Consider the following 22,042-nt stretch of genomic DNA (forward strand, 5'->3'; position numbering starts at 1 on the left):
GTTGTACGAACTCTCCTTGGCCACGGACCCCTCCGTAGGACAGGATCGGCTCTCATGGACCTGCTGAACACGCTGGTGGACAAGGGGCTTCGGCGCGAGCTGCCGACCCGCGAGGAGGCGCTGGCCGTCCTCGCGACGACCGACGACGAACTGCTCGATGTGGTGGCCGCGGCCGGGAAGGTGCGCCGCCACTGGTTCGGCCGACGGGTGAAACTCAACTATCTCGTCAACTTGAAGTCCGGACTGTGTCCGGAGGACTGCTCCTACTGCTCCCAGCGGCTCGGCTCCACGGCCGGCATCCTCAAGTACACCTGGCTCAAGCCCGACGAGGCGTCCCGGGCCGCCGCCGCGGGCCTGGCCGGCGGGGCCAAGCGGGTCTGCCTGGTGGCGAGCGGGCGCGGTCCCACGGACCGGGACGTCGACCGGGTCTCCGAGACCATCAAGACGATCAAGGAGCAGAACGAGGCCGTCGAGGTGTGCGCGTGCCTGGGCCTGCTCTCCGACGGCCAGGCCGAGCGGCTGCGCGAGGCGGGGGCCGACGCCTACAACCACAACCTGAACACGTCCGAGGGGACGTACGGGGACATCACGACCACGCACACGTACGCCGACCGGGTCGACACCGTGCAGAAGGCGCACGCGGCGGGCCTGTCGGCGTGCTCCGGGCTGATCGCGGGCATGGGCGAGAGCGACGAGGACCTGGTCGACGTCGTCTACGCGCTGCGCGAGCTGGACCCGGACTCGGTACCGGTCAACTTCCTGATCCCCTTCGAGGGCACCCCGCTGGCCAAGGAGTGGAACCTCACCCCGCAGCGCTGCCTGCGCATCCTGGCGATGGTCCGGTTCGTCTGCCCCGACGTGGAGGTGCGGATCGCGGGCGGCCGGGAGGTGCACCTGCGCACCATGCAGCCGCTGGCGCTGCACCTGGCCAACTCCATCTTCCTGGGCGACTACCTCACCAGTGAGGGCCAGGCCGGCAAGGCCGACCTGGAGATGATCGCGGACGCCGGGTTCGAGGTGGAGGGCGCGGGCGAGGTGACGCTCCCCGAGCACCGGGCGGCGGCCGGCGGCGGCTGCGGGTCGCACGCGGAACCGGCGGGCGGCGGCTGCGGCTCGCACGCGGAGGCCGGGTGCGGGTCCCACCAAGGCGCCGGGTGCGGGTCGCACGAGGGGGGCGGAGTGTGCGGTACGGCCGCTGCCGCGCCCGCCGGCGAGCCGCGCACCGATCTGGTCGCGGTGCGCCGCCGGGGTGCGGGAACGGACCTCGCGCCCAATGCCTGAGCTGAGCGTGCCGGAGCTGCTGGAGCTCGACCGGCGGCACGTCTGGCATCCGTACGGCCCGATGCCGGGCCGCCAGGAACCGCTCGTCGTGGAGTCGGCGAGCGGGGTGCGGCTGAAGCCGGCGGACGGCTCCGGGGAGCTGGTCGACGGGATGTCCTCCTGGTGGTCGGCGATCCACGGCTACAACCACCCGGTGCTGAACGAGGCGGCGCGCGAGCAGCTCGCGCGGATGAGCCACGTCATGTTCGGCGGGCTCACCCACGAGCCCGCCGTACGGCTCGCGAAGCTCCTTGTCGACTTGTCGCCCGAGGGGCTGGAGCATGTGTTCCTCGCCGACTCCGGTTCGGTGTCGGTCGAGGTCGCCGTCAAGATGTGCCTGCAGTACTGGCGTTCGCTGGGCCGTCCCGAGAAGCACCGGATGATGACCTGGCGGGGCGGCTACCACGGCGACACCTGGCAGCCCATGGCGGTCTGCGACCCGCACGGCGGCATGCACGAGCTGTGGAGCGGGGTGCTGCCGCGCCAGGTGTTCGCGGACCCGCCGCCCGCCGGGTACGAGGAGGCGTACGCCGGCCACCTGCGCGCGCTGATCGCCGAGCACGCGCACGAGCTGGCCGCGGTCATCGTGGAGCCGGTGGTGCAGGGCGCGGGCGGCATGCGGTTCCACTCCCCCGCCTATCTGCGGGTGCTGCGGGAGGCGTGCGACGCGTACGACGTACTGCTGGTGTTCGACGAGATCGCCACCGGGTTCGGCCGCACCGGCGCGTTGTTCGCGGCCGGGCACGCGGCGGTCTCACCGGACGTGATGTGCGTGGGCAAGGCGCTGACCGGCGGCTACCTCACCCTGGCGGCGACCCTCTGCAACCGCCGGGTGGCCGAGGGCATCTCGCGGGGCGAGGTGCCGGTGCTCGCGCACGGGCCGACCTTCATGGGCAATCCGCTGGCCGCTGCCGTGGCCTGCGCCTCGATCGAGCTGTTGCTCGGCCAGGACTGGCTCGCCGAGGTCAAGCGGATCGAGGCGGGCCTGCGGGACGGCCTCGCCCCGGCCGCCCGGCTGCCCGGGGTGCGGGAGGTACGGGTCCTCGGCGCCATCGGAGTGGTGCAGCTCGACCACCCCGTCGACATGGCGGCGGCGACCGCGGCCGCCGTGCGCGAGGGCGTGTGGCTGCGGCCGTTCCGGGACCTGGTCTACACGATGCCGCCCTATGTCACGGGCGACGCGGATGTGGCACGCATCGCGCGCGCGGTGTGCGCCGCGGCACGGGAGGGATGACATGCCGGTCCTGGTGATCACAGGGACGAACACGGAGGTCGGCAAGACCGTCGCGACGGCTGCGGTCGCCGCGGCGGCGCTCGCGGCCGGCCGGTCGGTGGCCGTGCTGAAGGCCGCGCAGACCGGCGTACGGCCGGACGAGCGCGGCGACGCGGACGAGGTGGCCCGGCTCGCCGGTCCGGTCACGGCGACGGAACTGGCCCGCTACCCCGAGCCCTTGGCGCCCGGCACGGCGGCCAGACGGGCCGGGATGGCGCCGGTGCACCCGCGGGACGTCGCCGAGGCGGCGGCCAAGCTGGCCACCGAGCACGATCTGGTGCTGGTGGAGGGCGCGGGCGGGCTGCTCGTCCGCTTCGACCCGGCGGGCGGGACGCTCGCCGACGCGGCGGCGCTGCTCGGCGCGCCGGTGCTGCTGGTGGCCTCGGCGGGCCTGGGCACGCTGAACATCGCCGAGCTGTCCGCCCGCGAACTGCGCCGCCGTGACGTGGAGTTGGCCGGTGTGGTGATCGGAAGCTGGCCCGCCGAGCCCGATCTGGCCTGCCGCTGCAACGTCACGGACCTCACCGAGGTCACGGGTGCCCCGCTGCTCGGCGCCCTCCCGGAGGGCGCCGGTTGTCTCGCCCCGGCCGCCTTCCGCGCCACGGCCCCGGACTGGCTGGCGCCCCGGCTCGACGGGACGTGGGACGCGGAGGCGTTCCGGGTGCGGGCGGCCGCGGGACGGTAGCCGGCGGGCGCGGGACGGGTACCCGGCGGGCGCGACGGCCCCGGAGCCATGGAGCGCCGCAGCGGTGGCGCCGGGCCGTGGGGCGCCGCCGCCGTGGCGGGCCGGGGCGGCAGGTGGCCCGAGGTGCCGCCGGGGACGGCGGTGCGGGAGGTGCCGCCGTCCGTGCGCCGGCGAGGGTGCGCGGGGGCCGTCAGGGGGGACAATCCCGGAAGGAGCAGTCCGCCCTCAGGGAGGTCCCCATGCCCCTTCGGTTCGCCGGTGCCGGCACGGCGGCGCGAGATTCCGTGCACCATCCCCTGTTCGCCCGCTGCTACGCCCGGTTCAGCGTGGCCGCCGAGACCCGGATGGGCATGGCCGGGATCCGCGACCGGCTGCTCGCCGGCCTGTCCGGGCGGGTGCTGGAGGTCGGCGCGGGCAACGGCCTGAACTTCGCGCACTACCCGGGGACGGTCGCCGAGGTCGTGGCGATCGAGCCGGAGCGCGTGCTGCGGCAGCTCGCCGTGGAGGCCGCCGTGCGCGCCGGGACGCCGGTCGACGTGGTGCCGGGCGCGGCGGAGGCGCTGCCGGTCAAGAGCGAGGGCTTCGACGCGGTCGTGCTGTCGCTGGTGCTGTGCAGCGTGCGGGACGTGCCGCGGGCGCTCGGCGAGGTGCGGCGGGTGCTGCGGCCGGGCGGTCAGGTGCGGTTCTTCGAGCACGGGCGGGGCGGCGGCCGGGCGATGCGGGTGACCCAGCGCGTCCTGGACCGTACGGTGTGGCCGCCGCTGAGCGGCGGCTGCCACGTGGGCCGGGACCCGGTGGCCGCGCTGCGGGACGCCGGCTTCGAACTGGGACCGTACCGGCGGCTGCTGATGCCCGAGAAGGGGCCGGTGCTGCCCGCCTCGTACTGCGTGCTGGGCACCGCCTGGCGGCCGCCGGAGCCGGTGCGCCCGTAGGGCCCGTCCCACTGGCCCCGTCCGCGCCGGGCGCGGACGGGAATCGTCCGCGCGGCACACCTGGGGGCGTCCTCGGCCTCCCGGTCACCGGCACCAGTGGCGCAGTTCGCGCGCGATCTCGTGCACCGACGCGTCGCCCGACTTGACCAGCCGGGCCAGGTCGCGGACCTGCTCCGGCGAGGTGACGACCTTGCAGCCGCTGGCGACGAGGTAGGCGTAGGCGACCGCGGAGGCGAACAGCGCGTTGGAGCGCTCCAGCGCGGGGATGTGGATGAGCTGCTGGAGCAGGGCGGCGGCGCGGGTGTGCGGGGAGTCGTAGACGGGGACGTCGAATATCTCGGCCTGGTGCCGGGCGACCGCGGCGACGAGCGCGCCCCAGTCGGTGACCTGCGGGTCCCCGGGGGTCCGGCGCTCGGCGAGCATCAGCAGCCAGGCGAGGTCGATGCGCACATCGCTCAAGGGATCAGCGACCGCCCTCGCCGAACTCCTCGGCGAACACCTTCTCGTACTGCTTCATGAAGTCGGCCGCGGCCTCCACGAAGGTGTGACCGGCCTCCCCGGTGTCCTGCCGGACCAGTTCCTCGATGTAGCGGTTGACGCTCATCCCGCGGGCCAGGGCGCGCTCCCGGGCGGCCCGGGCCGTGTCCTCGTCCACCCGCACGTTCAGCTGGGTCTTCGCCATACCTCGACGCTAGCGCCGGGGTGCTAGCACCAGCAAGGGCGCCCGTCCGCCCGATGGGGTGTACCGGTGTGCGCCGGGTCACATTACGCTCGGCCGGGACAAGGAAGTCCGCCCGTCCCCCAGCTAGGAGGCCGCCTTGTCCACTCCTGCGGAGCACGTCCCGGGGCTCGCGTCCGCGGGCGCGGTCGCCGCCCGCGCCCGCGCGCTGACCAAGGCCTACGGCTCGGGCGAGACGGCCGTGCTCGCCCTGGACTCGGTGGACGTGGACATCGCGCGCGGCCGGTTCACGGCCGTCATGGGGCCCTCCGGGTCCGGCAAGTCCACCCTGATGCACTGTCTGGCCGGACTGGACACCGTCTCGGCCGGGCAGGTCTGGCTCGGCGACACCGAGATCACCGGGCTGAAGGAGCGGGAGCTGACCCGGCTGCGGCGGGACCGGATCGGGTTCATGTTCCAGTCGTTCAACCTGATCCCCACGCTGGACGCGCTGGAGAACATCACCCTGCCCATGGACATCGCGGGCCGCCGGGCCGATCCGGAGTGGCTGGACCGGGTCGTCGACACGCTCGGGCTGCGGGACCGGCTGCGGCACCGGCCGGCGCAGCTGTCCGGCGGCCAGCAGCAGCGCGTGGCCTGCGCGCGGGCGCTCGCCGCCCGGCCGGACCTGATCTTCGCCGACGAGCCGACCGGCAACCTCGACTCGCGGGCCGGCCTGGAGGTGCTGGGCATCCTGCGGGAGGCCGTGGACGAGCTGGGGCAGACCGTCGTCATGGTCACCCACGACCCGGGCGCCGCCGCCCACTCCGACCTGGTGCTGTTCCTCGCGGACGGCCGGATCGTCGACGAGCTGGGCCGCCCGTCGGCGGAGGCCGTGCTGGAGCGCATGAAGCGCTTCGACGTGATCCGCGGACCCTTCGGCCGGCCCCCCGGCCCCGGCCGGTCCGCGGGCACCGGCCGGCCCGTCGGGGAGGGCTGACCCGTGCTGAAGGCGACGCTCAGGAGCTTCCTCGCGCACAAGGGCCGGCTGCTGCTCTCGGCGCTCGCGGTGGTGCTGTCCGTGGCGTTCGTGGCGGGCAGCCTGATCTTCTCGGACACCGTCAGCCGTACCTTCGACCGGCTGTTCGCCTCGTCGGCGGCCGATGTCACGGTCGGCCCGAGGCAGAACCTCGACGAGGCGTTGCCCTCCGGGGCCACCGCCACCCTGCCCGCCGCGCTCGCCGCCCGGGTGGCCCGGGTCGACGGGGTGGCCGCGGCGCGCGCGGAGGCGGAGGTGGAGGACATCACGGTCGTCGACGCGCGGAACGAGTCGGTCAGTCCCAGGACCGGCGCCCCCACCATCGGCGGCGCCTGGGACCCGAGCGGCCGCAGCCCCGTGGAGCTCGGCTCCGGGCGCGCCCCGCGCGGTCCCGGCGAGGCGCTGCTGGACGCGCGGACCGCGGACCGCGCGGACGTGCGGATCGGCGACACCGTGACCGTGGTCGCGCCGCCGGGATCGTTCCGGGCGCGGGTCGTCGGGACCGTCACCTTCACCACCGCCAACCCCGGCACGGCCCTGCTGTTCGTGGACCCGGGCACCGCCCGGACGAAGCTGCTCGGTGACGCCGGCGCGGCCACCTCCATCACCGTCGACGCGGCGCCCGGGGTGAGCGACGCGACGCTGAAGCGGCGGGTGGCCGACGCGCTGGGCGCCGACCGCTACGTGTACCGGACAGCAGGTGAACAGGCCCAGTCGGACGTCCAGGAGCTGGGCGGATTCCTCGACGTCATCAAGTACGTGATGGTCGGCTTCGCCGGGGTCGCCGTGCTCGTGGGCGTGTTCCTCATCGTGAACACCTTCTCGATGCTGATCGCCCAGCGCACCCGCGAGCTGGGGCTGCTGCGCGCGCTCGGCGCCGACCGGCGCCAGGTGCGCCGCTCGGTGCTGACCGAGGCGCTGCTGCTCGGCCTGGTCGGCGCCACGCTGGGCCTGGTCTCCGGCATCGCGCTGGCCGCGGGGCTGATCGAGCTGATGGGCCTGCTCGGCATGGGCATCGACACCGCCGGGATGGTGATCGGCTGGGTGACCCCGGTGACGGCGTACGCCGTCGGGGTCGGTGTCACCTTCGTGGCGGCCTACCTGCCCGCCCGGCGCGCGGCGGCCGTGTCGCCGATGGCGGCGCTCTCGGACGCGGAGGTCGCCGGGGTGGGCCGCCCGCTGCGGCTGCGCGCGCTGGCCGGCGCGGTCGTCGGCGCGGCCGGGGCGGCCGCGCTCGCGGGCTGTGCGGCGGCGGCCGACACCGGCTCGGCGGCGTCGCTGCTCGGCGCCGGGATCGTGCTGACCCTGGTCGCGACCGTCATCGCGGGGCCGCTGCTGGTGCGGCCGGTGATCCGCGTGCTGGGCGCGGCGTTCCCGGCCCTGTTCGGGCCGGTGGGGCTGATGAGCCAGCGCAACGCCCTGCGCAATCCGCGCCGTACGGGGGCCACGGCGGCCGCCCTCATGGTGGGGCTCGCGCTGGTCGGCGGGCTGTCGGTGGCCAGCGTCTCGATGACCGAGTCGTTCGACCGGCAGATCGACCGGACGCTGGGCGCGGACTACGTCGTCCAGAGCGGCAACTTCACACCGTTCCCCCGGGAGATCACCGAGGCGGTGCGCCGCACCGAGGGGGTCGGTCTGGTGGTGCGCTCGGCGTTCACCCCGGTCGCGGTGCGGCTGCCGGACGGCGACCGGGTGGAGACGACCGCGGCGGGCTACGAGCCGCGGCTCGACGAGGTCGCCAACATCGACTACGCGCGGGGCGGCACGGCGTCCGCGCTCGCCGCAGGGCGGCTGGGGATGGACGCGGACTTCGCGCGCGAGCACGGGGTGCGGGTCGGCAGCGTGCTGCCGGTGGAGTTCCGGGGCGGGCGGACGGCCGAGCTGACCGTGGGCGCGCTGACCGACCAGGAGTCCGCCGAGGGTTTCGGCACCACCGGCGGGATCTACTTCGGCCTGGGCACGGTGGAGCGGTACGCGCCGGGCGGGCAGGACGCCGCCGTCTACGTGAACGCCGCGGCGGGCACGGACGACGACGAGCTGCGGGCCGCGCTGGAGCGGACCCTCGATCCGTACCCGCAGGTGCAGGTGCGCGACCTGGCGGACTACAAGCAGCTCGTCCGCGACCAGATCGCCGTCCTGCTCTACCTCGTCTACGCCCTGCTCGGGCTCGCGATCGTCATCGCGGTGCTCGGAGTGGTCAACACCCTGGCCCTGTCGGTGGTGGAGCGGACGCGGGAGATCGGGCTGCTGCGCGCCATCGGGCTGGGGCGGCGGCAGCTGCGGCGGATGATCCGGCTGGAGTCGGTGGTGATCGCGGTGTTCGGGGCGGTGCTCGGGCTCGCGCTCGGGCTGCTGTGGGGGCTGTGCACCCAGCAGGTGCTGGCCCTGCAGGGCATGACGGCGCTGGCGATCCCCTGGGGCACGATCGTCGCCGTGGTGGTGGGGTCGGCGGTGATCGGCGTGGTGGCGGCCCTGCTGCCGGCGCTGCGCGCCTCCCGGATGAACGTCCTGGCGGCCATCGCCCACGAGTGAGGGCACCGCGTCGGCCGGCCCGCCCGGGGCGGGGAGCGCCGGCGGCCGTCGACCGGCGCCCGTGGCGCGGACGTGGTGTCCGCATCCTGGAATCCGGCCTCCCGCGCGGTGTCCCGTGGTGGGATGCCGGCATGAGTGAGCTGCGGATACGGGCCGCCACGGCCGACGACATCGACAGCGTGCTGGCCTTCTGGCGGACCGCGGCCGAGGGGACGAGCATCAGTGACGACCGGGACGGGGTGGAGCGGCTGGTGGCCCGGGACCCGGAGGCGCTGATCCTGGCCGAGCGGCCGGGCGAACTGGTGGGCACCGTGATCGCCGGGTTCGACGGGTGGCGGTGCCATCTCTACCGGCTGGCGGTGCACCCGCGGCGGCGCCGGCAGGGCATCGGCACGGCGCTGCTCGCCGCGGCGGAGGAGCGGTTCGTACGGCTGGGCGGGCGCCGCGCGGACGCGATGGTGCTCACCCGGAACGAGACCGCGCACCATGCCTGGGGCGCCGCCGGGTACACGGCGGAGGAACACTGGCGGCGCTGGGTGAAGCCGCTGACCGGACACTGACCCGACACCCGACCGTTTTTGCCGAGCCTTTACCCTTGGCGGATCACTCGGTCCCCGGATGAAAGATTGTGAACGTCCCCCCATGGGCGACCCTCCCCGTACCCGACACCACGCGACCCCCCAGGCACTGGCCGGCCATGGGACGGAGGTGACCCGATGACCGAAGTGCTCCTCCTGCTGGCGGCCATCGCGCTGTCGCTGATCTGCGGCGCCTTCGTCGCGGCCGAGTTCTCGCTGACCACGGTCGAGCGCGGCGACCTGGAGGCCGCGGCCGAACGCGGTGAGCGCGGCGCGGCAGGCGCGCTCAAGGCCGTCCGCAACCTGACCTTCCAGCTCTCCGGCGCGCAGCTCGGCATCACCGTCACCAACCTGGTGGTCGGCATGCTCGCCGAGCCGTCGATCGCCCGGCTGATCGCGGGCCCGCTGCGCGGCCTCGGCGTCTCCGCATCCACGGCCTCGTCGATCGCCCTGGTGATCGGCACCGCGCTGTCGACGGTGTTCCTGATGGTGGTGGGCGAGCTGGTGCCGAAGAACTGGGCCATCTCCTCCCCGCTCGCCGTCGCCAAGCGGGTGGGCAACGCCCAGCGCTGGTTCAGCGCGCTGTTCCGGCCGTTCATCACCCACCTCAACAACACCGCCAACCGCGTGGTGCGCCGCTTCGGCGTCGAGCCCGCCGAGGAGCTGGCCTCCGCGCGCGGTCCGCAGGAACTCGCCGCGCTGGCCCGGCACTCGGCCCGGGAGGGCGCCCTGGAGCCGGACACCGCCGAGCTGTTCGTGCGGACCCTGAACCTCGCCGACCTGACCGCGGAGAACGTGATGACCCCGCGGGTCCAGGTGATCGCCCTCGACGCCCAGGCCACCTGCGAGGACGTGGCGAACGCCACCCGGGCGACCGGGCTGTCCCGGTTCCCGGTCTACCGCGGCACCCTGGACTCCGTCGTGGGCACCGCGCACATCAAGGACGTCCTGGCCGTCCCCGCCGAGCGCCGGCCCAGGGTGCCCGTCTCGGAGCTGATGCGCGAGCCGCTGCTGGTGCCGGAGACGCTGACCGTCGACCGGCTGCTGGACCGGCTGTCCGGCCGGCGCACGATGGCCGTGGTCATCGACGAGTACGGCGGCACGGCGGGGGTCGCCACCCTGGAGGACATCGTCGAGGAGGTCGTCGGCGAGGTCCGCGACGAGCACGACCCGCACGAGACCCCGGACCTGGCCCCGGCCGGCACCGACGAGGACGGCCACGCGCTGTACTCCGCGGACGGGGCGGCCCGCACCGACCAGCTGGCCCGGGTGGGCCTGCGGACGCCGGACGGGCCGTACGAGACGCTGGCCGGGCTGATCGCCGCCGAGCTGGGCCGGATCCCGGCCGTCGGGGACGTGGTGCTGGTCGACGGCTGGCGGCTGGAAGTGGTGGACGCCTCCGGGCGCAGGGCGGCGCGGGTGCTGCTGCACGCGCCGCTGGACGACCAGAAGGGGGCGCGGGCATGACCGTCGTACAGCTGCTGATCGGTCTGGCGACCCTGGTCGTCAACGCCTTCTTCGTGGGCGCCGAGTTCGCGCTGATCTCGGTGCGCCGCTCGCAGATCGAACCGTACGCCGAACAGGGCGACCGGCGGGCCAGGAGCGTGCTGTGGGGTCTGCGGCACGTGTCCGCGCTGATGGCCGCCGCACAGCTCGGGATCACCCTGTGCACGCTGGTCCTGGGCGTGGTCGCGGAACCGGCCATCGCGCACCTGCTGGAGCCCGCCTTCCACGCGATGGGCGTGCCGAGCGGTGCCGGGCACGCGGTGTCGTTCGTCATCGCGCTGACCCTGGCGACGTACCTGCACATGCTGCTGGGCGAGATGGTGCCGAAGAACATCGCACTGGCCGAGCCGGTGCGCAGCGCGCTGTTCCTCGGGCCGCCGCTGGTGACGCTGTCGCGGGCGCTGCGGCCGGTGATCTTCACGGTGAACGCCTTCGCCAACGGCCTGCTGAAGCTGCTGGGCATCCACACCCGGGACGAGGTGACGTCGACCTTCTCGGACGCCGAGCTGGCCCGGCTGGTCAAGGACTCCGGTGCGGCGGGGCTCATCGACGACCGGGCGCAGGAGCGCCTGCACGACGCGCTGGAGCTGGGCCGGCGGCCGGTGCGCGACGTCGTCCTGCCCCTGGAGCGCGTGGTCTACGCGCGCGTGGGCGTCACCCCGGAGGAGCTGGAGGACCTCTCGGCCGAGTCGGGCTTCTCCCGCTTCCCCGTGGTCGACGAGGGCCGCCGGATCGTCGGCTACCTCCACGTGAAGGACGCCCTGGACGCCTCCCCGCGCGAGGTGCCCTTCCGGCTGCGCGACATGCGGCCCATCGCCCGGGTGCGGGAGGCGACCCCGCTGGACGACGTCCTGACCGCGATGCGCCGCAGCCGCACCCACCTGGCGGCGGTGCTGGGCGCGGACGGCCGGCTGGCGGGGCTGGTGACGATGGAGGACGTGCTGCGGGAGCTGTTCGGTCAGCGGGCCTGAGGGCGGGTCCCGGCCGCGCCGCCGGGGGGACCGACCGATGGGTATGTGCTTCGGGATACCATCGGTGCCGCCATGCAGAAGAACTCCCCTCCCACGCACGCCAGCCTGGTCGCGGTCGGCGACTCCTTCACCGAGGGCATGTCGGACCTGATGCCCGACGGCACCTACCGGGGCTGGGCGGATCTGCTCGCCGCGCGGATGGCCGCCCGCACCCCCGGCTTCCGGTACGCCAACCTGGCGGTGCGCGGCAAGCTCATCGGGCAGATCGTCGACGAGCAGGTGGACGTGGCCGCCGCCATGGGCGCCGATGTGATCACCCTGGTCGGCGGCCTCAACGACACCCTGCGGCCCAAGTGCGACATGGGCCGGGTGCGGGGTCTGCTGGAGGAGGCCGTCGAGAAGCTGGCGCCCGCCTGCGAGCAGCTGGTGCTGATGCGCAGCCCCGGCCGGCAGGGGCCCGTCCTGGAGCGGTTCCGGCCGCGCATGGAGGAGCTGTTCGCCTGCATCGACCGGCTCGCGGCCCGGCACGGCGCGCTCGTCGTCGACCTGTACGCCGCCCCCTCGCTGGCCGACCCGCGGCTGTGGGACGTGGACCGGCTGCACCTGACGGCCGACGGGCACCGGCGGGTCGCCGAGGCGGTGTGGCAGTCCCTGGGCTACGAGCCGGAGGACCCGGACTGGCACGTCCCGCCGCCGGCCACCGCCCCGCCCGGCTGGGCCACCCGCCGGGTCGCCGACCTCCGCTTCACCCGGCAGCACTTGCTGCCGTGGATCGGACGGCGGCTGACCGGCCGCTCCTCCGGGGACGGCCGTCCGCCGAAGCGGCCCGACCTGCTGCCCTACGAGACGGCGGCCGACACGGGAACGTGACCCCCGGGCCGCACCACGGGCGCGGGGCCGCCGCGGCGCGGGAGGGCGGCGGGTACGCGCCGAGCCGGCCGTTCCCGCGGGCGCGCGGGGGCAGCGCGGGGGCGCCCGCCCGGAGTGCGGGGCCCGCCCCGACGGCGGTGCGAGGCGCGTGACCGCCGTCTCGTAGCTTCCGCCGAAGGATCCCGTGGCGCTGGCCTGCACGAACCGCCAGTAGAATCTGGACACGTGACTTCAGCGCCCGCCAAGCCCCGCATCCCGAACGTCCTCGCCGGACGCTACGCCTCCACCGAGCTCGCCACGCTCTGGTCGCCCGAGCAGAAGGTGAAGCTGGAGCGTCAGCTCTGGCTCGCCGTGCTGCGGGCCCAGAAGGACCTCGGGATCGAGGTGCCGGACGAGGCGATCAGCGACTACGAGCGTGTCCTCGACACCGTCGACCTCGCCTCCATCGCCGAGCGCGAGAAGGTCACCCGGCACGACGTGAAGGCGCGGATCGAGGAGTTCAACGACCTCGCCGGGCACGAGCACGTGCACAAGGGCATGACCTCCCGCGACCTCACCGAGAACGTCGAGCAGCTCCAGATCCGGCTCTCCCTGGAGCTGATGCGCGACCGTACGGTCGCCGTGCTCGCCCGTCTCGGCAAGCTGTCCGCCGAGTACGCCGAACTGGTCATGGCCGGCCGCTCGCACAACGTCGCCGCGCAGGCCACCACCCTCGGCAAGCGCTTCGCGACCGCCGCCGACGAGCTGCTGGTGGCCTACGGCCGGGTCGAGGAACTGCTCGGCCGCTACCCGCTGCGCGGCATCAAGGGCCCGGTCGGCACCGCCCAGGACATGCTGGACCTGCTCGGCGGGGACGCCGCGAAGCTCGCGGAGCTGGAGGGCCGGATCGCCGCGCACCTCGGCTTCTCGCAGGCCTTCACCTCGGTCGGCCAGGTCTACCCGCGCTCCCTGGACTACGAGGTCGTCACCGCGCTGGTGCAGCTGGCCGCGGCGCCCTCGTCGCTGGCGCGGACGATCCGCCTGATGGCGGGGCACGAGCTGGTCACCGAGGGCTTCAAGCCCGGCCAGGTCGGCTCCTCGGCGATGCCGCACAAGATGAACACCCGCTCCTGCGAGCGCGTCAACGGCCTCATGGTCATCCTGCGCGGCTACGCCTCGATGACGGGCGAGCTGGCCGGTGACCAATGGAACGAGGGCGACGTGTCGTGCTCGGTGGTGCGCCGCGTCGCGCTGCCCGACGCGTTCTTCGCGCTCGACGGCCTGCTGGAGACGTTCCTGACCGTGCTCGACGAGTTCGGTGCCTTCCCGGCCGTCGTCGCCCGTGAGCTGGACCGCTACCTGCCGTTCCTCGCCACGACCAAGGTGCTGATGGGCGCGGTGCGCGCGGGCGTCGGCCGTGAGGTCGCGCACGAGGCCATCAAGGAGAACGCCGTCGCCTCCGCGCTCGCCATGCGCGAGCAGGGTGCCGAGCGCAACGAACTCCTCGACAAGCTGGCCGCCGACGAGCGCATCCCGCTCGACCGCGCCGCGCTGGACGCGCTGATGGCCGACAAGCTGTCCTTCACGGGCGCCGCCGCCAACCAGGTCGGCGCCGTCGTCGCCCGGATCGAGGAGATCGTGAAGCAGCACCCGGAGGCCGCGGGCTACACGCCCGGGGCCATCCTCTGACGCGCGCCGCACGATGGCCCGCTTCACCCCCGCGGAGCTGGAGGCCGCCCGCGACCGGCTCGTGCCGGACGTCGTCGCGGACGGCCTCCGCGTGCTGTTCTGCGGCATCAACCCCGGTCTGATGACCGCCGCGACCGGCCACCACTTCGCCCGCCCCGGCAACCGGTTCTGGCCGGTGCTGCACCTGTCCGGGTTCACGCCGCGTCTGCTGAAGCCCGCCGAGCAGCGGGAGCTGCTGTCGTACGGGCTCGGCATCACCAACGTGGTGCCGCGGGCCACGGCCCGGGCCGACGAGCTGACCGCCGAGGAGTACCGCGAGGGCGGGCGGCAGCTCGCGGTGAAGGTGGCGCGGCTGCGCCCGCGCTGGCTCGCGGTGGTCGGGGTGACCGCCTACCGCGCGGCGTTCGACGACCGCAAGGCGCAGGTGGGCCCGCAGGAGCGGGTCATCGGGGACACGCGCGTGTGGGTGCTGCCCAACCCCAGCGGGCTGAACGCCCATTGGACGGCGCAGACGATGGCCGAGGAGTTCGCCCGGCTGCGGGCCGCCGCGCAGGACTGACCCGCGGGCCGCGCCCTCACGGCGGATCCGTGTCCGTGACCACCGCGAGCAGCCGTATCGCGTCCTGCGGGTCCCGGTCGGCCACGGCGAGGGCCACCCAGCGGCCGGTGCCGTCCGCCCGCCACACGTACGCCTCGTCGGCGAGCTGGCTCAGGCTCGCCCACGGCTCCGGTATCTCCTCGCCGCGCAGGCCGCGCACCCGCAGCGTCAGCGTGCCCCACGCGGGCACGGTCCCCCACCGCTCGTGCAGCCGCCCGGCGACGGCCTCCTTGCGGGCGTCGGCATCCTCCGCCGCCGTCTCCCGTGACGTCTCCCACGACGCCTCCTCCCCCTCCCCCGCCGGCAGTTCCGCCATGAAGTAGCCCGGGCCCGCCCGGCCCACGTCCGACCAGCCGGGCCCCGCGGGGAAGGGGCGCAGGCACAGCCGGTCGATCGTGTCCAGGCACCGTGCGATGTCCATGCCGTCAGTAAACCGGGCACCACTGACAACTGGCGTCGCGTCAGGCGTCCCGCCGCCACACCCGCCGGCCGCCCGCCGCCGCCACGGCCGCCGTCCACAGCGCGGTCACCGCGAGTCCGCTCCACGGGCCGAGGGGCCCCTCGGGGCGCGCGTGCAGGACGACTTGCCCGGCGCGGTCGGGCAGGTACTCGGGCAGACCGCCCGCCGAGGTCCCGAGGACGAACGACACCACGAGCAGGAGGGGGACGAGGATGCCGAGCGCGCCGACGGCGCTGCGCAGCAGGGCGGTGAGGCCGGCCGCGAGCAGGGCCATCAGGGCGAGGTAGAGGCCGCAGCCGGTCACGCCGCGCAGTTGCTGCCCCGCCGTGAGCCCGTCGGCGGCGGGGCCCAGGCCCGCGCGGGCCACCACCAGCGAGGCGGCGCCCGTGACCAGCCCGACGAGGAACGCGGGCACGGCGACGGCGGTCAGCTTGGCCGCGTACCACCGGCCCCGCTGGGGCACGGCGGTGAAGGCGAGGCGCAGTCCGCCGCCGGCGAACTCGGAGGAGACGGCGAGGGCGCCGAAGGACAGGGCCGCGATCTGGCCGGGGCCGATCCCGAGGAAGGCCGTGAACAGGGGGTCGAAGCCGGGGTCGGAGGTGCTGCCGGTGGCGGCGATCGCGGAGAACGCCGTCGTCACCGCGAACAGCGCGGCGAGGGCGCCGTACAGCGCGCGCAGGGTGCGGATCTTCAGCCATTCGGCGTGCAGGACGGGGGCGAACGGCATGGTCAGGCCTCCTGGCGCTGGGCGGTGAACTCGGTCTCGGCGGCGGTCAGGTCGAGGTAGGCCTGCTCCAGGGTGCCCTCCTGGGCGGTCAGTTCGAGGAGGGGCAGGCCTGCCCCGGAGGCGAGGCGGCCGATGTCCTCCACGCGCGCGCGGCGCACGACCCAGCCGCCGTCCTCGCCGGGAGCGGCGTCGTGGCCGTGCCGGGCGAGGAGGTCCCGCAGCGCGGCGTCGTCGGTGCTGCGCACCCGGACGGCGGGCTGCACGCGCGCGTCGATGAAGGCGCGCATCGGCATGTCGGCGAGCAGCCGCCCCCGGCCGAGGACCACCAGGTGGTCGGCGAAGGACGCGGTCTCGTTCATCAGGTGGCTGGAGACCAGGACCGTACGGCCCTCGGCGGCGAGCCGGCGCAGCAGTGCGCGGATCCAGATGATGCCCTCGGGGTCGAGACCGTTGGACGGCTCGTCCAGCATGATCACGGGTGGGTCGCCGAGCAGGGCGGCCGCGATGCCCAGGCGCTGGCGCATGCCCAGGGAGTACGTCCTGACCCGGCGTCGGGCGGCCGCCGTGAGTCCCGTCCCGGCCAGCACCTCGTCCACGCGGGACACCGGGATGCGGTTGCTCGCGGCGAGGGTGCGCAGATGGTCGCGGCCGGTGCGCGAGCCGTGCGCGGCGTGGGCGTCGAGCAGGGCGCCGACTTCACGCAGCGGCTCGCGCAGTTCGGTGTAGGGGCGGCCGCCGACGGTCGCGGTGCCGGAGGTCGGCCGGTCGAGGCCGAGCACGAGCCGCATGGTGGTGGACTTGCCGGCCCCGTTCGGGCCGAGGAAGCCGGTGACCCGGCCGGGCGCGACGGTGAAGGTGAGGTGGTCGACGGCGCGCCGGGTGCCGTACTCCTTGCTGAGGTCTCGGACGTCGATGCTGGTCATGGCCTCAGACTGGCGCCGGCGCCGCGGACTTCGCCTCCCCTGCGGGTGGAGGGCGTCTCCCCCGCCCGGGGGAGGCACCCGGGCGGGGGCGGCTGGCACGATGAGCCGATGGTCCGCCTCCTCAGCCCGCTGCTGCGCGGGACGACGTACACGCGACTGCTGCACCTGTGGGTCCCGGTGCTGCTGGTCAGCGTGTGGTTGTTCATCGACATGGCGCGGCCGTGGGTGCCCGCCCTGATGATGGTGCCCGTGGGGCTGATCCCCGCCACGCGGCGGGGCGAAGGGCTCCAGGCCCGGTTCATGCTCACGCCGGACGAGCCGGACTCGGGCATCTCCACGGCGCCGTCGGCGACCTGGGGCGACCGGCTGCGCACCGTGGTGTGGCTGGAGGCCCGGATGCTGCTGGGCGCGCTCACCGTCTTCCTGACGGTCTGGATGCCCGTCTTCGCCGTGGACCTGGCCGAGGCGTCGCTCGGCCGGCAGCAGCTCGACAATCCGGTCCTGCGGATCACCGAACCGCACTGGGGCTACGCCTTCCTGGCTCCCCTCCCCCTGGTCGTGATGGCCGCGGCGGTGGTGGGCCTCGGCGAGCTGATCACCGTGCTCGCGCGCGGGCTGCTCGGGCCGTCGGCGGCCGAGCGGCTGGCGGCCCTGGAGGAGCGCACCGAGCAGCTGCTGGAGCGCACCCGCATCGCGCGGGAGCTGCACGACTCCATCGGGCACGCGCTGACCGTGGCGGTGGTGCAGGCGGGCGCCGCGCGGGCGGCGGGAGATCCGGCGTTCACTCGGCGGGCGCTCGGCGCGATCGAGGAGACCGGGCGGGCCGCGCTGGAGGACCTCGACCGGGTGCTGGGCATCCTGCGGGAGGCGGGGCGCCCGGCGAGCAGCCGGCCGACGCTCGCCGAGGCGGACCGGCTGCTCCAGTCCGCGCGGGCCTCCGGGACGAAGGTCGAGGCGGAGTTCCACGGGCCGCTCGAGGAGGTTCCCGGCCCGGTCTCCCGGGAGGGCTACCGCATCCTCCAGGAGGCGCTCACCAATGTGCTGCGGCACGCGGGCGGCGTCCCCGCGCGGGTGCGGGTCGCCGTCGCGCAGGGGCGGCTCGACCTGGAGGTCCGCAATCCGCTGCCGACGGCGGTGCCCGGGCCGGGCCGGGGCAGCGGCCTGCGCGGGATACGGGAGCGGGCGGCGCTGCTCGGGGGGCGGGCGCGCACGGGCCCCGACGCCGGTGACTGGCAGGTGCACGTCGAGCTGCCGCTCGGCTGATCTACGCTGGGCTGGTGCCGCCGATCACCGTTCTGCTCGTCGACGACGAACCGCTCGTCCGCGCGGGCCTGCGTGCCGTTCTGGAGGCGCAGCCCGACCTGGAGGTGGCCGGGGAGGCCGCCGACGGGGCCGCGGTGATCCCGCTGGTGCGGCAACTGCGGCCGGACGTGGTCGCCATGGACGTGCGGATGCCGCTGCTGGACGGGATCGAGGCCACCCGCGCGGTGCTGCGCACCGTGCCGGACCCGCCGAAGATCCTGGTCGTCACGACGTTCGAGAACGACGAGTACGTCTACGAGGCGCTGCGGGCCGGGGCCGACGGGTTCCTGCTGAAGCGGGCCCGCCCCGCGGAGATCGTGCACGCGGTGCGGCTGGTCGCGGAGGGCGAGTCGCTGCTGTTCCCGGCGTCCGTGCGGCAGCTCGCCGCCGAGTACGGCGACGGCGGCGGGAACCCGGCGGCACGGGCCGCGCTGGAGCGGGCGCAGCTCACCGAGCGGGAGGCGCAGGTGCTGCGGCTGATGACGCGCGGTCTGTCGAACGCGGAGATCGCGGGGCGGCTGGTCGTCGGCACGGAGACGGTGAAGTCCCATGTCAGCGCGGTGCTGGCGAAGCTCGGGGCGCGGGACCGCACGCAGGCGGTGATCGCGGCCTACGAGTCCGGGTTCGTCTCCCCCGGCTGACCGGGGGCGGCGGACGGGCGCCGGGCCGGGGCGCTCGCCGGGGTGGGCGGTGCCGAGTACGATCCGGCCAACACGCGCACGAGCTGGGAGGACAGGACGTTGGCGGGGCTGACCGGCGGGGATCCCTCGCTGCTGCGAAGGATCAATTCCGCGGTGGTGCTGCACGCACTGCGTGCCACGGACTGCGCGACGCTGACCGAGATCACCCGGGTCACCGGACTGTCCCGGCCGACCGTCGAGGGCGTCGTCGAAGGGCTCATCGAGGCCGGCCTGGTCGTCGAGAAGGCCGCGGAGGAGGGCGCCGCCCGGCGGCAGGGGCGGCCCGCCCGGCGGTTCCGGTTCCGGGCCGAGGCCGGTCATCTGCTGGGCCTGGAGATCGGGCCGCACCGGGTCGCCGCGCTCCTCGCCGACCTGGACGGGAAGGTGCTCGGCGCGCAGGCCAAGGACGTCTCCGAGACGGCTCCGGCCGACGAGCGGCTGGAGCGGCTGCGGACGGCGGTCGCCGAACTGCTGCGCCGCGCGGGGGTCTCCCGGGGCTCGCTGCGCGCGGTGGGGGTCGCGTCACCGGGCATCGTGGAGGCGGACGGCACGGTGCGGCTGGGCACGGCGCTGCCCGGCTGGACGGGGCTTCGGCTCGGCGAGCGGCTGAGCCGGTCCTTCAAGTGCCCGGTGCTGGTGGAGAACGACGCCAACGCGGCGGCCGTCGCCGAGCACTGGAAGGGTTCGGCGACCGGGTCCGACGACGTGGTGTTCGTGCTGGCCGGGCTGAGCCCGGGCGCCGGGGCGCTGATCGGGGGGCGGCTGCACCGGGGGTACGGCGGGGCGGCCGGGGAGATCGGGGCGCTGCATCTGCTGGGCCGGGAGGTGACGCCGGAGACGCTGCTGTCCACCACGGACGAGCCGCTGCACCCGCTGGACGAGCAGCAGGTCGCCGAGGTGTTCGCGCGGGCCCGCGAGGGCGACCAGCGGGCCCGCGCGGCGGTCGACCGGTTCATCCGGCGGCTGGTCCACGACGTGGCCGCGCTGGTGCTGGCGCTCGACCCGGAGCTGGTGGTGATCGGCGGCTGGGCGGCGGGGCTGGACGGTGTCCTCGATCCGCTCCGCCGCGAGCTGGCCCGCTACTGCCTGCGCCCGCCGAAGGTCACCCTCTCCTTGCTGGGCGAGGCGGCCGTCGCGATGGGCGCCCTGCGGCTCGCCCTCGACCATGTGGAGGAGCAGCTCTTCGCGGTCGAGGGGACGGTGACGGCCCGCCGCTGACGGGCGGGCGGCGCCAGGGCGGGCCACTGGCGCCCGGCCCGGCAGCCGGGCCCGGCGAACGGAACGCCCAGGGACGCGACGCGCCCGCGTGCCCCGGCGGTGCGGGCACGGGCACCGGGCGGCCCGTGCGCGCGCCGGGCCCCGCGGGCCCGTCCGCGCGATAGGCGTCAGGACGCCCGGCGCTCCGGATCCGGGTGGATCTCGACGCCGCCCGCGTCGCCGAAGGTCAGCCGGCAGGTGTCCGCGCGGTAGGTGGCCACGGAGAGCGCGGCGGTGCGGCCCCCGGCGAAGAAGCGGGTGGTGACGACGAGGACGGGGGCGCCCGGCAGCCGGTCCAGCTGCTTGGCGTCGTCCGCGCGGGCCGAGCCCAGCTCGACGGCGCTGTCGCGTCCTTCGAGCTCCAGCCGCTGGAGCTCGCGCAGTACCGCACGCGCGCGTGCCGGTCCGGACGGCGCGTCGATGGCGGTGAGGTCGGGCACGGAAGCCGCGGGGATGTGGAGCACTTCGGTCGCGACCGGCTGGCCGTGGGTCATCCGGGTGCGGCGGACGGTGTGCACCGCCTCGTCGGGTCCGGTCTCCAGGGCGGCGGCGACGGCGGCGGGCGGGACCTCGGTGGTGCAGTCGACGGCCTGCCAGGCGTCGTCCCCCGGCGTGCCGGGCCAGGCGTGCTGCTCGGTGCCGACGGCGACGCCGACGCGCGGCGGCGCCACGGTCGTCCCGACCCCGCGGCGGCGCTGCAGCCGGCCCTCCAGTTCGAGCTGTTCCAGGGCCTGGCGGAGGGTCGCGCGCGCGACCCCGAAGCGGGCGGCCAGCTCGCGCTCGTTGGGCAGGATCTCACCGACCGAGAACTCGGAGTCCAGTGCCTCGGTGAGCACGGTCTTGAGATGCCAGTACTTCGGTTCCGGCACCGTTTCCAGTTGCGTGGTCCCCACCCTGTCCTCCGCAAAAGCCGGTGTTCCCGCGGCGTTTTAGCGCCCTTGTTTATTAAAGGTTGTTGCACTTGTCTGCGACCATAGGACGGCCCCCACCCTTGGTCAAGACCAATCCTCGATCCCCGGTACGGCGCACGGGAGCGCGGCGACGGAGCGTTCATGCGGCGTTCGCACGGTCCGGCGTTTCGTGACACGGCGGCGAAGCCCCCGTCATGGGACGGGGGCTTCGCCGCGGGGAAGGGCTCCGGTCAGGCGCCGGCGGTGAAGGACCGCAGCTTGTCGGGGTTGCGCACGATGTAGACGGACTGGACGCGCCCGTCGAGGACGTCGAGCTGGAACACGGAGTCGGGCCGGTCGCCGTCCATCGCGAGGAGGGCGGGCCCGCCGTTGACCTCCAGGATCCGGAAGGACATCGGGCCGCGCTTCCCGGCGGCACCGATGAGGAAGCGGCCCACCTTGTCGGCGCTCCGCAGGATCCGCAGCGGCGCCCGGGACTTGCCGCCGCTGTCGCCGACGAGCCGCACGTCGGGCGCGAGCAGCGCCATCAGGCCGGCCAGATCGCCCCCCTCGGCGGCGGCGAGGAAGCGTTCGGTGAGGTCGCGGCGCTGGGCCGGGTCGACGTCGTAGCGGGACCGCCGCTCGTCGACGTGCCTGCGGGCCCGGCCCGCCATCTGCCGCACGGCCGGCTCGCCGCGGTCGAGCAGGGCCGCGATGTCGGCGTACGGGTAGCCGAAGGCCTCGCGGAGCACGAACACCGCGCGCTCCAGCGGCGACAGCGACTCCAGGACGACGAGTACGGCGAGGGAGACGGAGTCGGCGAGCAGGGCGCGCTCGGCGGCGTCCGGGACGGTGTCCTCGTAGGCGGTGACGTACGGCTCGGGCAGCCAGGGGCCGACGTAGGTCTCGTCGCGCGCCTTGATCTGGCGGAGCCGGTCGACGGCGAGGCGGGTGGTGATCCGCACCAGGTAGGCGCGCGGCTCGCGCACCTCGCTCCGGTCGGCGCCGGCCCAGCGCAGCCAGGCGTCCTGGACCACGTCCTCCGCGTCGGCCACCCGGCCGAGCATGCGGTAGGCGACCCCCATGAGGAGGGGGCGGTGTTCTTCGAAGACGTCGGTGGCGGTGTCGGTGGTCACGGCCACATCCCAGCGGACGCGTGCGGTGGTGTCCAGG

22 protein-coding genes are annotated in these 22,042 nt (G+C 74.8%); 15 read left to right on the plus strand and 7 right to left on the minus strand.

Annotated features, from left to right (window positions below):
• Positions 1–54: 54 nt before the first annotated feature.
• The 4 genes from bioB to SGLAU_RS04950 all read left to right on the plus strand — a co-directional run bounded on the left by bioB (position 55) and on the right by SGLAU_RS04950 (position 4,210).
• Positions 55–1,281: a biotin synthase BioB gene (gene bioB / locus SGLAU_RS04935; protein WP_043498679.1), complete on the plus strand. Its 1,227-nt coding sequence runs from the start codon at positions 55–57 to the stop codon at positions 1,279–1,281.
• Positions 1,274–2,554 carry an adenosylmethionine--8-amino-7-oxononanoate transaminase gene (locus SGLAU_RS04940; protein WP_043498681.1) on the plus strand — a complete coding sequence of 427 codons (1,281 nt, stop codon included), beginning with the start codon at positions 1,274–1,276 and terminating at the stop codon, positions 2,552–2,554. Before bioB ends, SGLAU_RS04940 begins: the two co-directional genes overlap by 8 nt.
• 1 nt (position 2,555) lies before the next feature.
• Positions 2,556–3,278, plus strand: coding sequence for a dethiobiotin synthase (bioD, locus tag SGLAU_RS04945; RefSeq protein WP_043498682.1), 723 nt, complete (start codon positions 2,556–2,558; stop codon positions 3,276–3,278).
• Between the two features lie 239 nt (positions 3,279–3,517).
• The gene (locus SGLAU_RS04950; RefSeq protein WP_043498683.1) at positions 3,518–4,210 is read left to right on the plus strand and encodes a class I SAM-dependent methyltransferase; all 693 of its coding nucleotides are present in this window, start codon (positions 3,518–3,520) and stop codon (positions 4,208–4,210) included.
• 84 nt (positions 4,211–4,294) lie between these two features.
• On the opposite strand, the gene SGLAU_RS04955 is transcribed toward SGLAU_RS04950, so the two are convergent.
• Both SGLAU_RS04955 and SGLAU_RS04960 read right to left on the minus strand, forming a co-directional pair.
• Positions 4,295–4,669, minus strand: a complete 375-nt coding sequence (locus SGLAU_RS04955; RefSeq protein WP_043498685.1) for a hypothetical protein — start codon at positions 4,667–4,669, stop codon at positions 4,295–4,297.
• Positions 4,670–4,673: 4 nt separating this feature from the next.
• Positions 4,674–4,892 carry a hypothetical protein gene (locus SGLAU_RS04960; RefSeq protein ID WP_043498687.1) on the minus strand — a complete coding sequence of 73 codons (219 nt, stop codon included), beginning with the start codon at positions 4,890–4,892 and terminating at the stop codon, positions 4,674–4,676.
• A gap of 136 nt (positions 4,893–5,028) precedes the next feature.
• Here SGLAU_RS04960 and SGLAU_RS04965 point away from each other — a divergent pair, with 136 nt between their 5' ends.
• The 8 genes from SGLAU_RS04965 (at position 5,029) to mug (ending at position 14,591) form a co-directional block, all read left to right on the plus strand.
• Positions 5,029–5,868, plus strand: coding sequence for an ABC transporter ATP-binding protein (locus tag SGLAU_RS04965; protein WP_043498688.1), 840 nt, complete (start codon positions 5,029–5,031; stop codon positions 5,866–5,868).
• 3 nt (positions 5,869–5,871) lie between these two features.
• Positions 5,872–8,439: an ABC transporter permease gene (locus SGLAU_RS04970; RefSeq protein ID WP_043498689.1), complete on the plus strand. Its 2,568-nt coding sequence runs from the start codon at positions 5,872–5,874 to the stop codon at positions 8,437–8,439.
• Between the two features lie 131 nt (positions 8,440–8,570).
• Positions 8,571–8,999 (plus strand): GNAT family N-acetyltransferase, encoded by a 429-nt coding sequence (locus SGLAU_RS04975; RefSeq protein WP_043498691.1) that lies wholly within the window; start codon positions 8,571–8,573, stop codon positions 8,997–8,999.
• A 156-nt stretch (positions 9,000–9,155) separates the two neighbouring features.
• Positions 9,156–10,484 (plus strand): hemolysin family protein, encoded by a 1,329-nt coding sequence (locus tag SGLAU_RS04980; protein ID WP_043498693.1) that lies wholly within the window; start codon positions 9,156–9,158, stop codon positions 10,482–10,484.
• A complete protein-coding gene (locus SGLAU_RS04985; protein ID WP_043498695.1) occupies positions 10,481–11,494 on the plus strand; it encodes a hemolysin family protein in 1,014 nt (337 codons plus the stop codon). Before SGLAU_RS04980 ends, SGLAU_RS04985 begins: the two co-directional genes overlap by 4 nt.
• A 72-nt stretch (positions 11,495–11,566) precedes the next feature.
• Positions 11,567–12,364, plus strand: coding sequence for an SGNH/GDSL hydrolase family protein (locus SGLAU_RS04990; protein ID WP_043498697.1), 798 nt, complete (start codon positions 11,567–11,569; stop codon positions 12,362–12,364).
• Positions 12,365–12,589: 225 nt separating this feature from the next.
• Positions 12,590–14,032: an adenylosuccinate lyase gene (gene purB, locus SGLAU_RS04995; protein ID WP_043498699.1), complete on the plus strand. Its 1,443-nt coding sequence runs from the start codon at positions 12,590–12,592 to the stop codon at positions 14,030–14,032.
• Positions 14,033–14,045: 13 nt separating this feature from the next.
• Positions 14,046–14,591, plus strand: coding sequence for a G/U mismatch-specific DNA glycosylase (mug, locus tag SGLAU_RS05000; protein ID WP_043498701.1), 546 nt, complete (start codon positions 14,046–14,048; stop codon positions 14,589–14,591).
• A 16-nt stretch (positions 14,592–14,607) separates the two neighbouring features.
• Here the strand turns inward: mug and SGLAU_RS05005 are convergent, their stop codons facing one another.
• From SGLAU_RS05005 to SGLAU_RS05015, 3 genes are read right to left on the minus strand one after another with little or no spacing between them, the layout of a single operon-like run.
• Entirely contained in the window at positions 14,608–15,051 is a 444-nt protein-coding gene (locus SGLAU_RS05005) for a hypothetical protein (RefSeq protein ID WP_043498702.1), read from the minus strand.
• Positions 15,052–15,091: 40 nt separating this feature from the next.
• The gene (locus tag SGLAU_RS05010) at positions 15,092–15,817 is read right to left on the minus strand and encodes an ABC transporter permease (protein ID WP_043498703.1); all 726 of its coding nucleotides are present in this window, start codon (positions 15,815–15,817) and stop codon (positions 15,092–15,094) included.
• Positions 15,818–15,819: 2 nt separating this feature from the next.
• Complete coding sequence (locus tag SGLAU_RS05015) at positions 15,820–16,740, minus strand: ABC transporter ATP-binding protein (protein WP_043498705.1); 921 nt, start codon at positions 16,738–16,740, stop codon at positions 15,820–15,822.
• Positions 16,741–16,848: 108 nt separating this feature from the next.
• Here SGLAU_RS05015 and SGLAU_RS05020 point away from each other — a divergent pair, with 108 nt between their 5' ends.
• The 3 genes from SGLAU_RS05020 (at position 16,849) to SGLAU_RS05030 (ending at position 19,940) form a co-directional block, all read left to right on the plus strand.
• Entirely contained in the window at positions 16,849–18,003 is a 1,155-nt protein-coding gene (locus SGLAU_RS05020) for a sensor histidine kinase (RefSeq protein ID WP_043498707.1), read from the plus strand.
• Between the two features lie 14 nt (positions 18,004–18,017).
• Positions 18,018–18,683, plus strand: coding sequence for a response regulator transcription factor (locus SGLAU_RS05025; RefSeq protein ID WP_043498708.1), 666 nt, complete (start codon positions 18,018–18,020; stop codon positions 18,681–18,683).
• A 99-nt stretch (positions 18,684–18,782) separates the two neighbouring features.
• Positions 18,783–19,940: an ROK family transcriptional regulator gene (locus tag SGLAU_RS05030; protein WP_043506300.1), complete on the plus strand. Its 1,158-nt coding sequence runs from the start codon at positions 18,783–18,785 to the stop codon at positions 19,938–19,940.
• Positions 19,941–20,107: 167 nt separating this feature from the next.
• Here the strand turns inward: SGLAU_RS05030 and SGLAU_RS05035 are convergent, their stop codons facing one another.
• Positions 20,108–20,872, minus strand: coding sequence for a GntR family transcriptional regulator (locus tag SGLAU_RS05035; protein WP_043498710.1), 765 nt, complete (start codon positions 20,870–20,872; stop codon positions 20,108–20,110).
• Positions 20,873–21,120: 248 nt separating this feature from the next.
• Positions 21,121–22,005, minus strand: coding sequence for an RNA polymerase sigma-70 factor (locus SGLAU_RS05040; protein WP_043506302.1), 885 nt, complete (start codon positions 22,003–22,005; stop codon positions 21,121–21,123).
• Positions 22,006–22,042: the final 37 nt, after the last annotated feature.

Source organism: Streptomyces glaucescens (genome assembly GCF_000761215.1).
In the GTDB taxonomy this organism is placed as follows: Bacteria; Actinomycetota; Actinomycetes; order Streptomycetales; family Streptomycetaceae; genus Streptomyces; species Streptomyces glaucescens_B.